The following is a 12,625-nucleotide window of genomic DNA, read 5'->3' as shown; positions in this document are numbered from 1 at the left end:
TACTTTCGCGCGGGACGTGCGATAAATAAGTTGACGATTTCCGCTCAGGCTGCTCTCGTTTGTTTCCGCCGGGCGCGTCCCGGTCGGTACAACAACTGGCAGCTACCTGAATGCCTCCCCCCCCTCGCTCCTTCTCCGCCAGCCCCGAATCGCCTAGGCGATTCGGGGCTGGCGGAGAACCACATTTCGATCGTACAAGAGAGTAGCTGCCAGTTGTGAGCCCGCCGGGGCAAGCCCGGAAACGGAACTCTATTAAGCAAATTTCAAATCTTGGCTTCCTGCTAGGCAAGCTGGCATGGGGCTTTTTCTCCCTGCCACACTCGCAACTTATTTATCGCACGTCCCGAGCGAAAGACTACAACCAACAATCTCTCGTTGCTTTCGACGAAATCGACAGCCCCGTCAGCGAGGGATCGGAGACTTCCCGCCGCTGGCCGAACCGAAGTGTTGACTGATTGGTCAAGACTTGTATTATTCGAGCAGCTGTCAACCGCGTTCAATGGGAATGGATCGATGCCCTGGGAAAAATCGTTTGAAGAATCGGATGTGGTCGAACAGGCGATGCGGGTTTTCTGGCAGAAGGGATATAACGCGACGTCGATCTCCGATATCACGGCTGCGACCGGGATCAAACGGGGGAGTCTTTACAACGCGTTTAACGGAAAAGAGGACCTCTTCTTGCGGTCGCTGATGAAGTACGACCAAGAACACCGCAAGATTCTGCTTGACCAAGTGGACGCAATCGATGATCCCCGCGAGGCGATTGCTTCGCTTTTTGATGGGATTGTCGATGACAGCCTAAGCGATCTGGATAAGAAGGGATGCTTGTTGGTCAATACCTCCCTCGATTATTCGCTCGCCGATGAAGACGTGCAGAAAGTGGTTGCGGATGCGTTTCAGGAGCTAACAAGGTTCTTTGAAAAACAGATCAAACGTGGGCAGCAGCGTGGTGATATTCCCAGCACCCTCTCGGCCCGGTCGACGGCACGAACTTTGCTCTCGTTACTCATCGGTATTCGAGTCCTGGGCCGTGGGCTGTACGGTAAAACAGCATTGCGGCAGATTGCCGAACAAGCAAAACGGCTGATTTCCTAAACCGTGGCGGTTTGAATCGCTCGGCAGCCATCCATTGAACAGAGAGCTTGGAACAGAGAGCTTTCAACAAGCGGTACAGAACTTGCTTGTACTCTTGTTTGCTTTTGAAGGCGCTAAACTGGTCGCGGACCGATCAGGAAGCTAACGGGACAAGCTTCCGTGCTCTCGCCTTTTTTTAACGCTCAGTTTTGACCGATCGGTCAAAACAAGGAGAGTAAACCATGCCTGAATTCACCCTTCACACGATCGAGAACGGACCGGACGCTAGCAAGTCGGTGCTGGAAGCGAGCCAGAATGCGTACGGCTATGTTCCAAATTTGCTGGCGGTCATGGCGGAATCGCCAGCGCTTCTGGAGGCGTACGAGGCCGTTTCAGCGATCTTCGCTGAGAAGACAAACCTTAGCGCCACCGAGCAGCAAATCATTGCGATGACCAACAATCGGCTGAACGGGTGCGAGTACTGCATGGCCGCTCACACATCGATTATGCAGGCTGCGAAAGTCCCACAGGATGTCATTACCGCGTTACGTGATGGCACCGAGATCGCTGACCCGAAGCTGGAGGCGCTGCGTCTGTTTGCTGAAAAAGTAAATCAGAAGCGAGGATGGTTGGAGGATGCTGACATCGATGCACTGCTGGCCGCAGGCTACACCAAGCAAACGGTTTGCGATGTGATTCTAGGAACCGCCTACAAAGTCCTCTCGAACTTCACAAACCATATTGCTGAAACGCCACTCGATAAGGGGTTTGCGAAGAACGCCTGGAGTGCGGACACGCTTGTGGAGTCCTGAGGCACCCGGCTCAGATAGACGACGCTTTTCAAAAAACGCAGAAGCTTATCGGGATCGCTGGCCGTAAAATGAGGCGATCCAAATCGACGGTGGCATCCGCCCAAATTTCCAGTTTACAGATTCGATGTTTCCTATTCAGTGAGAGAGAAAATGGCATTTGACGTTAAAGACAAGGTCGTATTGGTGACCGGAGCAAATCGTGGGATCGGAAAAGTGACTCTTGAAGAAGCGCTGCAGCGTGGCGCGACCAAGGTCTACGCGGCTGTCCGAAAGCTTGATTCCGCCAACTCCCTCGTCGCCGAACATGGTGACCGAGTGGTGCCGGTCCGTGTTGATTTGGACGACCCTTCATCGATCGCCGCAGCGGCAACCACTGCAGCCGACGTGGATGTTGTTATCAATAACGCCGGGGTAATGAAAACGGCTTCGGCCATGAGCGATGACGCGATCGATGCTTTGCAGTTTGAAATGAACGCGAACGTTTATGGTCTGATGCGTGTCGCCCAAGCGTTCGGCCCCGTACTAAAAGCCAACGGTGGCGGTGCCTTTGCTCAGCTGAACAGTGTCGCGTCGGTTAAAACCTTCCCTGATTTCGCGACCTATTGCGCGTCCAAGGCTGCAAGCTATGCCATCACGCAGGGGCTGCGAAGTTCACTGGGCGACCAAGGGACCCTTGTCGTCAGCGTACACCCGGGGCCCATTCAGACCGACATGGGATCGGCCGCAGGATTCGGAGATATCGCAGCATCGCCTGAATTGGTTGCCACGGCAATTTTTGATGCCATCGCCAACGATCGATTTCATGTTTGGACCGATCCGATGGCTCAGCAGGTAGGGGCTGCTTACCAAAGTTTCGCAGAGAACGTGGTCGAAGCAGACATGCAGGAAAGTCTTGGGTAGTTTCGACGCATTTGGTCTGTTGTAAAAAAAATGTTACCGCTGTCATTCAAGAAAGAAGTCTTAGTATGTCAAAAAATATTGTCGCAATTGTGCTTGCTGGAATGGTACTGAGTGGGAGTGGATACAAGACGTTCGCCCAAGAGCCGTCAGGTCTGCATGAGGAGTCCGCTGTACATCATCCGGAGAAGGTTATGAGAAGACCAACCGTTATCATCTTTGATGTCAACGAAACGTTGCTTGACATGGCTCCGTTGAAGACATCGGTTGGGCAAGCGTTAGGCGGCCGCGAAGACCTTTTGCCACTCTGGTTTTCCACGATGTTGCATTATTCGTTGGTCGAAACGTTGAGCGATAACTACCACAGCTTTGGTGAAATTGGAACCGCCGCATTGATGATGGTTGCGGAAACACAAGGCGTGGAGCTTAGTTACGAAGAAGCTAAAAAGGCGATTGTGACGCCGCTTCGTTCGCTGCCGCCACACGCAGATGTGGTTGCGGGACTGAAGGCACTGGACAAGGCTGGGTTTAAAATCGTCAGTTTGACCAATTCGTCGGCGATTGGTGTGGAAACGCAGTTCAAGAATGCGGGGCTTACCGAATTTTTTGAAAAGCGATACAGCGTCGATGCCGTTCGCAAATTTAAACCTCACCCAGCCCCCTACCACAGTGTCTTGAAAGATCTGAATGTCGATCCGCAGGATGTCCTGATGGTTGCTGCTCATGCATGGGATTTGGCGGGAGCCAAAAGCGTCGGGCTGCAAACAGCCTTCGTCGCTCGACCAGGCAAAGCACTTTACCCGAACGTCGATCGGCCTGACTATGTCGTGAAAGACCTTGCAGAGTTAGTGGCGATTCTACAGGAAGTCAAATGATGCGGATGGGGGTTGCGTACCAATCCGCCTAAATCGTTGTCCCGCTCTTCGATTTCAGTGTCGATCTGTTAATACGGAACTAATCGGTTCGTTTTCCGTTCACTTCGCCTCTTCTCGATAGGAACGTCGTGTCGTCGAAGGTTCTGCGTCGGGCCGCAGGGGGATAATCGACCTAAAGCAAGGCAAATGGATATGGCCCTGCGCAGTTCAATTTGGAGTCTGGATTTGTGTCAAGCCAAGGAGGTCTGGTTTCGGATGCAAGTGTTTGTGTGTTTTCTTGAAATTTCTTCGTTTTGTTCGATCCTGAAAGTGGTGCCACGGGACCGTGCTCGCAATTTTTGGGAAAGATCTATGTGGCTGAAGACGCTTGCTATGAGGCGTCGTAGGCCTTAGAAACGTTTGCTGGCGAATTTTATCACCGCCGGGTAGCGTGAAAAAATTACCGAAAACCATTTGCTCTGCTCTGCTGTGTCTTGCTCCACAAACTTAGCGCGATTGCGAAGGATTGGGAACCGATTATGGCAAATTTTTTGAATCGAAAATACTCGCATTTTGTGTTTGCAATGGTCGTTGTGACAGCGATGTTAACCATTCATGCCAGCGTGGCGAAAAGTGATGATCTTGACATTGACGAGGTGATCGAGCGCGTTTTTCTTGAACGCAAAAAACTTTACGCGGGAGATGTCAGTGTGCGAGGACTGAAGCAGGTAGCTAATTTTGCAAACCAGGAAATGACGCGGAACACGAGAGACATCGTGGAGAGATTTCGTTTTGATTACTCTCAGAATCATCTGTTTCACGAGGAAGAATTGCATAACCTGTCTGATAAGCCTACCGTCAATCCGCTGCATAGGATCACCATTTTGGCTGCGTCAGAGGGCTACGTGAAGAGTGTTGAAGCTTCAACAATCAGTGTGTCAGACGTTAACACTCCCATGCGTGCATTGGATTTGCGAGCTGTTGGATTAAGCATTTATGTCGATCTTATGAACTCCATGAATCTCGCGGCCTACGAGAAGATGATTCGTCGCTCCCATAAAGAAGAGAAAATTGAGCTAGAACGACTTGACCAGGATGGCCTTGTCGTTCTGACAGTCATTCATGGGGACCCTCTTGACCAACTTAAGGCGTCCAACCGCCGAACTCGATGTTGGATCGACACAGGCAATGGCTACACGGTGGTAAGGTTGGAAACTCAATCGCTGCGAAAAGGTGATTCACCTGACAAGGAGGAAAGCTGGAGAGTTCCGACGATCACGGTATCAACGTCGTGGAAACCGTTGAACGGAACCTGGGTTCCGTTGTCTACCCACACGGATCTAACGGTAGGAATCCCCGATGTGAGTACTTCCACGTTCAGCTTCGATCTAGCATTTGAGTGGCACAGTGTGAACCAGGATTTCCGAGAGGCCGATTACTCGATTGAATTGCTTGACGTCCCCCGTGGGTCTCACTGCATCATTGATGGGCGGGGCATTCGACGGGAAAAACCGGTAATCGTTCAACATCCAAATGTTGATCCTCTTACGCTTAAGCGGATTAATACATTCAATCAATAACCAAATTGTCGGCTAGTGGGCTGAGAGAAGTATTCGAAAATTGGTGTTGGTTTGGCGACTGTTCTAGTCCGTGCACAGTGTAGCTAGTGATCGTCCCAAACAGTGGTTTCGGGTGTGGGGAGTCTCGGTGACCCCGCCTAACGCTTTGCCTGTATTTACCCGCAGTCGCTTTCGTTAATGCCTCGGCTAGGCTCGAACCGCGATATCTGGTTTGGAGGGGAGCCGTAATGGCAAGTTAGCCTGGAACCTCCCGATAGCTAGGCAATTCACCAAGATGGTGACGTCCGGCCACTTATAGGTACAGGTGCTGCTCTCTCTAGAGCAATTGCCGAGGTATTTCTTCGTGGTTTCGAATCAATGGCAGCTTGGTTCTTTCAGTGCGGAAAAATGTATCCTGCCTCTCTTGCCGGGTGCTAGCCGATTTGTTTTCGAGGTTTCGGCTCACACGATTTGGTAAAACCTGATCGTTGTCGCGCAAGTCGTCTTTGTGATTTGAAGGGAGTTGCACTTCGCTATTTCTGCGATATGAATAGTGCGCCAGATCAGGCACTTTATTTTGATACTTGAAAATTATTGTAGGAGCCGCTGTGTCTCGCGGGATCGAAACCAGTCGTCGAGCGAATTTGGTTGGTAGTTTTTGGATGGTTGCGGCAATGGCCGCGTTCGCGGTTGAAGACGTTTTTGTCAAAGCGGCTTCAAAGTCGCTTCCGATTGGGCAGGTTCTGATTTTGTTTGGACTAGGTGGGGCCAGTCTGTTTGCCTTTCTGGCGATCAGGAATCAACAACCGCTGTTCACCTCGGACGTTTTTTCTCCCACGATGCGGCTTCGCGCTGTCTTCGAGGTCTTCGCCCGCCTGTTTTATGTGCTCGCGATTGCACTGACGCCATTGTCCGCCGCGACGGTCATTCTGCAGGCAACGCCCATCGTCGTGATTGCCGGGGCGGCAATCGTTTTCGGTGAAAAAGTCGGCTGGCGAAGATGGGTGGCCGTGTTTGTTGGGCTGGCGGGGGTGTTGATTATTGTCCGTCCGGGGACGGATAGTTTTTCGATGCTGTCTGTGTTGGCCGTTTTGGGAATGCTGGGCTTTGCCGGTCGCGATCTTGCCAGCCGTGCCGCCCCATTAAGTCTGAGTACGTCGGTGCTAGGGTTTTATGGATTTGTTGCGATTGTTGTGGCGGGGGGGCTGTATTCGATCTGGGATGCGAAACCGTATGTTTGGCCGACCATGCAAGTCGCCCTTGGACTGTTGGGGGCGGTGACTTTCGGCGTTGTCGCGTACGCTGGGTTGATGAAAGCGATGCGGATCGGGCAGGTCTCTGCGGTCACTCCCTTCCGTTATTCGCGGTTGATCTTCGGAATTGGATTTGGGATGTTACTGTTTGACGAACCGCTCACCGCTCCCATGCTAATAGGATGTGGGCTGATCGCCGTTTCTGGCCTGTTCATTCTTTCGAAACGGCCTCGACCTGTATGACATAGGCTTTTTCGCCAGTACGCTAGCCTTGATAAGTCTGACGCTTCTTTTTCGATAATTGCCCCCGGTTTCGATGCACCATGAGTGACTACCCGTTTAACTTTGAAGTCGAGATCTCCGCGACGCTCGTGTACCTACCGGCGCACATTGTTTCGCAATTGGATTTTGGGACATCGAAGCGTTTGCGTATCGATGGTGAAATCAATGGCGTCCGGTTTGAATGCGGTTTGATGCCAGATAAGGGCAGGTGGTGCTTCATGGTGTCTAAGAAACTGCAAAAGTTGTGTGGCATTTCACCCGGCGACACTGCGAGCGTTTCTTTTGCAGTCACCGATTCCGAGACTGTCGTTGTGCCGCCTGAATTGCAGTTTGCCTTGGAGGCAAACGAAGCCGCGATGGAGGTATGGCAAACCTGGACCGCGGGAAAGCGTCGAGCTCAATCGCTTCCTGTGGCGTCAGCAAAATTGCCGGCGACGCGTGAACGACGTGTCGAGGAAGTGATCGCGTTGCTCCTTGCCGAATCGGGTTTGCAAAGCGGAATCACCACATGGCAGGCGTTTGAACGCGTTGACATGCGGGCGGGCACGATCATCGCGGTCGACGATTTTCCCGAAGCGCGTAAGCCAGCCTACAAGGTGACCGTCGATTTTGGGGAAGAGCTGGGGACTAAGCGAACGAGCGCTCAGATTACGCTGAACTACACCAAAGACGAACTGGTGGGACGCCAGATCATTGGCGTCATCAATTTTCCACCCAAGCAAATCGCAACCTTCATGTCGCAATTCCTTATCTTGGGTTTTTACCGCGAAGATGGTTCGGTCATTTTGGCGGGACCCGACGAACCGATTCCCAACGGAGCCAAATTGGTTTAGGCAGCGATTTAACTTGGACGTTATCTATTTGGTAGATCGCAGACTGAACTTTTTTGCCGGTCTGCATTCGGGAGCCGCGGCAACGCCGGTTTTTTATGAGAAACGCTTTCGACAAAAGCGACTTTTTGTCTCATCTGTTCATGTCGCCAACATCTGCAACAATTGTGAATTGTTAAAGAGCCCCACAATTCCTTAGCGACCAAACAATGAGCGAACTACCGAACTGCCCCCAGTGCGACGGCGAATTTACCTACGAAGACGGACCGTTGCTTGTCTGTCCAACCTGTGCCCATGAGTGGTCGCCTGCTGAATCAGCGGATAACGCCGACGACGATGCCACGCGAGACGCCAACGGCAACCTTCTAGAATCGGGCGACACGGTCGTCGTCATCAAAGACCTAAAGTTCCGAGGCGGCGTCGTCAAAGGGGGAACGAAGGTCAAGAACATCCGAATCGTGGACGGCGATCATGACATCGATTGCAAGATCGATGGTATCGGAGCCATGTCGCTAAAATCCGAGTTCGTCAAGAAAGCTTGACCTGGTTGAACTGTTCAGACGGTTGGCCTCGTAGCTCCGCCTCTCCGAGGCGGAGAGCTCAGTCAGCACGAGTCTCGGAGAGACTCTGCTACGTGCCAATGCACCTACTCGGATGGCGATGCATCGCCTCGTAGCTCCGCCTCTCCGAGGCGGAGAGCTCGGTCAGCACGAGTCTCGGAGAGACTCTGCTACGCGCTATTACCGACTCGGATGGTGATGCATCGCCTCGTAGCTCTGCCTCTCCGAGGCGGAGAACTTGTCCAGCACGAGTCTCGGAGAGACTCTGCTACGTGCTATTGCACCGACCCGGATGGTGATGCATCGCCTCGTAGCTCCGCCTCTCCGAGGCGGAGAACTTGTCCAGCACGAGTCTCGGAGAGACTCTGCTACGTGCCAATGCACCTACTCGGATGGCGATGCGTCGCCTCGTAGCTCCGCCTCTCCGAGGCGGAGAGCTCAGTCAGCACGAGTCTCGGAGAGACTCTGCTACGTGCCAATACCGACTCGGATGGCGATGCTTAGCCTCCTGCCTACGCCTCTCCAGAGCGTATACAGCCCGGCAATACGTCACCTATGAACTTTACGTTCCTCTCGAAAGACGACACACAGCAATCATTCTTCGCCTCCGGACTAAATCGACAGCTGGTTAAGTGGTGGCACCCAACACCGGTCTGCTTATTCCCAGCCCTTGAGCACGATCTTGCCGATGGCTCGGCCCTCTTCTAATGTCGCATGAGCGGCACGCAGGTTCTTTGCGTTGATCGGTGACATGACGTCCCCTGCGGTCCCCTGGATTCGACCATCATCGATCCAATGCGCAATCCGGTTCAGCAGATGATGCTGTTCGATCATGTCGGGGGTCTGAAACATGGAACGCGTGAACATGAATTCCCACGAGAAGGTCGCAGCCTTCATCTTCATTTCGTTTTGCTCGAGTGGCTTGCTGTTTTCCACGATGGTTACGATGTGACCTTGCGGCCGAATCAAATCGACTGCCGCATTCCAGTGCCCGTCGGTGTCGTTGAACAGTGCGATGTAGTCGACGTACTTCAATCCGATCGATTCAATTTGCGGCCGTAATGGTTCTCGGTGATTGATCACATGATCGGCGCCCAATTTCTTGACCCACGCGGAAGACTCTGGACGCGATGCAGTGGTGATCACGTTGAGGCCTGCGATCTTTGCAAGTTGAATCGCGATCGATCCCACCCCTCCTGCACCTCCGATGATCAATATCGATTCGCCTTTGTTCGCACCATCGACGTCGATGTTAAGACGCTCAAAAAACGCTTCGTAGGCCGTGATCGACGTCAACGGGAACGCAGCTGCGTGAGCGAAGTCCAGCGATTTCGGTTTGCTCCCGACGATACGTTCGTCGATCAAATGAAATTCTGAATTCGCACCTTGGCGGGTGATGTCTCCCGCGTAGTAGACCTCGTCGCCCGGCTGGAACAACGTTACGTCCGGGCCGACCGCTTCGACGATTCCTGCGGCATCCCAGCCGAGCACTTTGGGCGTCGGTTCGACGGTCTCTTTGGGGGCTCGAACTTTGTAGTCGACCGGATTGACGGCGATCGCTTTGGTGGCAATCAGTAAGTCACGTCCGGTAGGAACCGGTTTATCCAGTTCGACATCCATCAACGAGTTTGGATCGGTAATCGGCAAATAGTGGGTGAGTGCAACGGCTTTCATGACTCTGGCCTTATTCGAAGGGGACACCTGCGAGCGGGTGAAGAAGCGACCTTGAATTCGATCGCTCCAAAACATTCATTTGGGTTGCTGTTTGTTTGAGCTGAGTTGATAATAGGAGTAGTGGTTGTAAATGCAAGAACGCACATTTCGGGCATGTAGGTACAGAATGGATACTAATGGCAAATCGCGGCATCTTAGTTACGATCCTCCGGCTTGCCCGGTGGAGGCGACGCTGGAGTTGATTGGAGGGAAGTGGAAAGGGATTATTCTCTTTCATCTGCTTGACGGTCGACTTCGATTCAGCGAGTTAAAGCGATGCGTTGGCTGTGTGACTCAGCGAATGCTAACAAAACAACTTCGCGATCTTGAAGCAAGCGGTTTGGTAAACCGGATTGTTTATGCCGAAGTGCCACCGCGAGTCGAATACGAACTTAACGCCGAAGGGGAATCGCTTCGTGGCATTTTGAAAGAGTTAAAGAAGTGGGGGGAAGGCCACGCCGTTAAATTGCTGGAGGAACGTGCCCGCAACGAAACGGAAAACGTTTAAGGCCACGCGTTCGCTAATCGATTCGGTTCCCACTAGCCCGCGTCAGGAGGATCCGCGGCTCGGCCAGAATGGAGCGTGATGCTGAAAAGAAGTCCCAGCGTTCTAGGAACATCGCTTCTCTTTCTCGCTCGGGCAGTAATGCATTGGAGTTGCTTTGGCGGTCGGTTATCAGGGGAACCGACTTCAAATGGAATGAGAGCATTGTATCTGGTTTATTGACCCCCACGGTTCGTTTGGTCGTTCGACGAAGTGGGTTCAATCAGCGGTGCCTCGTCCCAGTAGCATCTTAAAATTTGTCAGTTCCACGCCTCGGCATAACACGGTCTGTTTCTTGACCACCGTGAAACCGATAGATTCGAAGAATGGCTTAGCGGTAATACTCGCTTCGGTGGTGATACCGGAATCAGAGGTGCGCCGGTCGTCGTTCAGCAGGTGCGTCAATAGGCGACCTGCAATACCTTGCCTTTGGTGGTCTGCCGATACGAAGAGTCGATCGAGGTGTCCTTCAACCGTCATGTCGGCGAAGCCTGCGAGGGAAGATCCTGCGACGGCAACGTAGGCAATCCGGTTCTCAAAACGTTCCATCCAGCCCGGAACCTTCACGTCCAGCGGGGCCCACGCGTGAATTTGAGCGGAGGAATAGTCTCGGGAATTGACTCGATGGACCGTGTCGCGAAACAGCTCTAAGCATGCGGTTGCATCGGACGGCAGGAACGGGCGGACAGCGGTCTGCGGAGTGGTCATGGCAAGAGTAAACATGGAAGCGGAGACAAATCGAAGCGACAGCCATCTTGGCTTGTCTAGCTCAGGCGGCGAAGCTTCAAGAGAGGGCCGTGATCGGACGTATGATACAAATAAGTTCGTCTGGATGGATGCAGGCCAATTTTTTCCGCTGCGCTGACCCGCAAAATGCCGCGATGTATCTGTTGTCTCTTTGCGGTACTTCCTGCTTAGAACGGGTTTATTTCCCGCAAAACAAGCGACTTTAGTACCGCTGGCACCTTAATCGATCGGCTGATTTAGGTGGCGATAAGAAAGACTGCGTTTGGTTTGGTCTCGAAGTTGCACTAGTCGGCTTTCTAAAGTCACAACGAATTCGTGGTTGAACATCCATACCTGAAATTTTGAGATCCGGAGTAACGGTCCAATGAGTATTCGAATCCCCTTCATGGTCAAATTGCTTGGTTTGGGCGTCCTGGTAGGTCTTGCCTCTTCTGGGATAGCGGAAGACGGCTACGAATCGGCCGAGTACAAGGTTGTGGAAAAGGATGGCAACATTGAGATTCGTGAATATCCCGATTTGATGCTGGCCTCAACAAATACCGATCCAGATGCTCGAGGTCGTGATGGCAGTTTTATGCGGCTGTTCGGTTACATCAGCGGAGCGAATGAGGGGGAGCAGAAAATCGCGATGACGACTCCGGTCTTTATGGAAGCGGGCCAAGCCGAATCGGAAGGGAAGATGGGGTTTGTTGTTCCAAAGAATGTTGTTGATTCAGGAACCCCGGAACCAAAATCTTCATCGGTCGCGATTCGGAAACGTGAGGGAGGCCGTTTCGCAGTGATCCGCTTCCCTGGACGAATGTCAAAAGAGTTGGCAAAGGAAAATGAAGCAAAGCTGCGAACGTGGATGGAGTCCAAGTCGCTCGCTGGTGAAGCGAAGGCCGAGACCGCAGGATACGACGCCCCATTCACTCCGGGGCCGCTGCGTCGGAACGAAGTGCTGATTCGTGTGCAGCAGCCTGAATCCGTCGAGGCGCCGGGACAATGAGCCAGGGTGACAACAACGAGTGGCATGTCGAAGTCTTTTATGACGGCGCTTGCCCGCTCTGTTTACGTGAAATCAAGTTATTGCGGTGGATGGACCGAAAGCATCGGATTCGGTTTACCGATATCGCAGCGCAGGATTTCAATCCGGATGATTTTAATAAGACGATGACGGAATTCATGGACGAGATCCAAGGCCGTCTGCCAAGTGGCGAGTGGATTGTTGGCGTCGAAGTTTTTCGGCGGCTATACGCCGCCGTTGGTTTGGGCCCGATCGCTTGGTTGACTCGGTTACCCGTAATCTCTCATGGTCTTGAATTCGGCTACCATCATTTTGCAAAGCACCGTCTAAAGTTGACTGGCCGCTGCGATTCCGATTCGTGCCAAACGCCCTCCGCTATCGCTGAATCAGTGTCGCCTTTGACTCCGCGAAAGTAACGTATGATGGAACGTTCTTTCGCGCAGCGAAAGGAGACATTGGCCAAGCCGGACGACTTCGAATCACAGGCTGTCCTT

General features: G+C 52.6%; 14 protein-coding genes. 11 read left to right on the top strand and 3 right to left on the bottom strand.

What is annotated here, in order from left to right:
* The first annotated feature begins 513 nt into the window (after window positions 1–513).
* From FF011L_RS15345 to FF011L_RS15310, 8 genes are all read left to right on the top strand, one after another.
* A complete protein-coding gene (locus tag FF011L_RS15345) occupies window positions 514–1,095 on the top strand; it encodes a TetR/AcrR family transcriptional regulator (RefSeq protein ID WP_145352522.1) in 582 nt (193 codons plus the stop codon).
* A gap of 221 nt (window positions 1,096–1,316) precedes the next feature.
* Complete coding sequence (locus tag FF011L_RS15340; protein ID WP_145352521.1) at window positions 1,317–1,886, top strand: carboxymuconolactone decarboxylase family protein; 570 nt, start codon at window positions 1,317–1,319, stop codon at window positions 1,884–1,886.
* A 150-nt stretch (window positions 1,887–2,036) separates the two neighbouring features.
* Window positions 2,037–2,786, top strand: coding sequence for an SDR family oxidoreductase (locus FF011L_RS15335; protein WP_145352520.1), 750 nt, complete (start codon window positions 2,037–2,039; stop codon window positions 2,784–2,786).
* Between the two features lie 65 nt (window positions 2,787–2,851).
* Window positions 2,852–3,658 (top strand): haloacid dehalogenase type II, encoded by an 807-nt coding sequence (locus tag FF011L_RS15330; RefSeq protein WP_218932656.1) that lies wholly within the window; start codon window positions 2,852–2,854, stop codon window positions 3,656–3,658.
* 518 nt (window positions 3,659–4,176) lie between these two features.
* Window positions 4,177–5,217: a hypothetical protein gene (locus FF011L_RS15325; RefSeq protein WP_145352519.1), complete on the top strand. Its 1,041-nt coding sequence runs from the start codon at window positions 4,177–4,179 to the stop codon at window positions 5,215–5,217.
* 587 nt (window positions 5,218–5,804) lie between these two features.
* Entirely contained in the window at window positions 5,805–6,692 is an 888-nt protein-coding gene (locus FF011L_RS15320; protein ID WP_246109431.1) for a DMT family transporter, read from the top strand.
* 80 nt (window positions 6,693–6,772) lie between these two features.
* A complete protein-coding gene (locus FF011L_RS15315; protein ID WP_145352518.1) occupies window positions 6,773–7,564 on the top strand; it encodes a tRNA-binding protein in 792 nt (263 codons plus the stop codon).
* A gap of 206 nt (window positions 7,565–7,770) precedes the next feature.
* Window positions 7,771–8,103 (top strand): zinc ribbon domain-containing protein YjdM, encoded by a 333-nt coding sequence (locus FF011L_RS15310; RefSeq protein WP_145352517.1) that lies wholly within the window; start codon window positions 7,771–7,773, stop codon window positions 8,101–8,103.
* 675 nt (window positions 8,104–8,778) lie between these two features.
* Here FF011L_RS15310 and FF011L_RS15305 read toward each other — a convergent pair.
* Window positions 8,779–9,795, bottom strand: coding sequence for a zinc-binding alcohol dehydrogenase family protein (locus FF011L_RS15305; protein WP_145352516.1), 1,017 nt, complete (start codon window positions 9,793–9,795; stop codon window positions 8,779–8,781).
* Window positions 9,796–9,961: 166 nt separating this feature from the next.
* On the opposite strand from FF011L_RS15305, the gene FF011L_RS15300 reads away from it, so the two are divergent.
* The gene (locus FF011L_RS15300; protein ID WP_145352515.1) at window positions 9,962–10,342 is read left to right on the top strand and encodes a winged helix-turn-helix transcriptional regulator; all 381 of its coding nucleotides are present in this window, start codon (window positions 9,962–9,964) and stop codon (window positions 10,340–10,342) included.
* 13 nt (window positions 10,343–10,355) lie between these two features.
* Here the strand turns inward: FF011L_RS15300 and FF011L_RS15295 are convergent, their stop codons facing one another.
* Both FF011L_RS15295 and FF011L_RS15290 read right to left on the bottom strand, forming a co-directional pair.
* Complete coding sequence (locus FF011L_RS15295; protein ID WP_145352514.1) at window positions 10,356–10,544, bottom strand: hypothetical protein; 189 nt, start codon at window positions 10,542–10,544, stop codon at window positions 10,356–10,358.
* Window positions 10,545–10,597: 53 nt separating this feature from the next.
* The gene (locus FF011L_RS15290) at window positions 10,598–11,101 is read right to left on the bottom strand and encodes a GNAT family N-acetyltransferase (RefSeq protein ID WP_246109430.1); all 504 of its coding nucleotides are present in this window, start codon (window positions 11,099–11,101) and stop codon (window positions 10,598–10,600) included.
* Window positions 11,102–11,489: 388 nt separating this feature from the next.
* Here FF011L_RS15290 and FF011L_RS15285 point away from each other — a divergent pair, with 388 nt between their 5' ends.
* Window positions 11,490–12,113 (top strand): SOUL family heme-binding protein, encoded by a 624-nt coding sequence (locus tag FF011L_RS15285; RefSeq protein ID WP_145352513.1) that lies wholly within the window; start codon window positions 11,490–11,492, stop codon window positions 12,111–12,113.
* Window positions 12,110–12,547: a thiol-disulfide oxidoreductase DCC family protein gene (locus FF011L_RS15280; protein ID WP_145352512.1), complete on the top strand. Its 438-nt coding sequence runs from the start codon at window positions 12,110–12,112 to the stop codon at window positions 12,545–12,547. Before FF011L_RS15285 ends, FF011L_RS15280 begins: the two co-directional genes overlap by 4 nt.
* The last annotated feature ends 78 nt before the right edge of the window (window positions 12,548–12,625 follow it).

It is taken from the genome of Roseimaritima multifibrata, from assembly GCF_007741495.1.
GTDB classification, from domain to species: domain Bacteria; phylum Planctomycetota; class Planctomycetia; order Pirellulales; family Pirellulaceae; genus Roseimaritima; species Roseimaritima multifibrata.
This window is presented reverse-complemented; position numbering and strand designations above follow the sequence as displayed.

What these genes read in the sequence shown, in the direction of transcription:
- FF011L_RS15285 (WP_145352513.1), top strand. Translation starts at nt 11,490, where the DNA reads ATGAGTATTCGAATCCCCTTCATGGTCAAATTGCTTGGTTTGGGCGTC.
- FF011L_RS15335 (WP_145352520.1), top strand. Translation starts at nt 2,037, where the DNA reads ATGGCATTTGACGTTAAAGACAAGGTCGTATTGGTGACCGGAGCAAAT.
- FF011L_RS15280 (WP_145352512.1), top strand. Translation starts at nt 12,110, where the DNA reads ATGAGCCAGGGTGACAACAACGAGTGGCATGTCGAAGTCTTTTATGAC.
- FF011L_RS15290 (WP_246109430.1), bottom strand. Translation starts at nt 11,101, where the DNA reads ATGTTTACTCTTGCCATGACCACTCCGCAGACCGCTGTCCGCCCGTTC.
- FF011L_RS15340 (WP_145352521.1), top strand. Translation starts at nt 1,317, where the DNA reads ATGCCTGAATTCACCCTTCACACGATCGAGAACGGACCGGACGCTAGC.
- FF011L_RS15310 (WP_145352517.1), top strand. Translation starts at nt 7,771, where the DNA reads ATGAGCGAACTACCGAACTGCCCCCAGTGCGACGGCGAATTTACCTAC.
- FF011L_RS15295 (WP_145352514.1), bottom strand. Translation starts at nt 10,544, where the DNA reads ATGCTCTCATTCCATTTGAAGTCGGTTCCCCTGATAACCGACCGCCAA.
- FF011L_RS15315 (WP_145352518.1), top strand. Translation starts at nt 6,773, where the DNA reads ATGAGTGACTACCCGTTTAACTTTGAAGTCGAGATCTCCGCGACGCTC.
- FF011L_RS15305 (WP_145352516.1), bottom strand. Translation starts at nt 9,795, where the DNA reads ATGAAAGCCGTTGCACTCACCCACTATTTGCCGATTACCGATCCAAAC.
- FF011L_RS15300 (WP_145352515.1), top strand. Translation starts at nt 9,962, where the DNA reads ATGGATACTAATGGCAAATCGCGGCATCTTAGTTACGATCCTCCGGCT.
- FF011L_RS15345 (WP_145352522.1), top strand. Translation starts at nt 514, where the DNA reads ATGCCCTGGGAAAAATCGTTTGAAGAATCGGATGTGGTCGAACAGGCG.
- FF011L_RS15330 (WP_218932656.1), top strand. Translation starts at nt 2,852, where the DNA reads ATGTCAAAAAATATTGTCGCAATTGTGCTTGCTGGAATGGTACTGAGT.
- FF011L_RS15325 (WP_145352519.1), top strand. Translation starts at nt 4,177, where the DNA reads ATGGCAAATTTTTTGAATCGAAAATACTCGCATTTTGTGTTTGCAATG.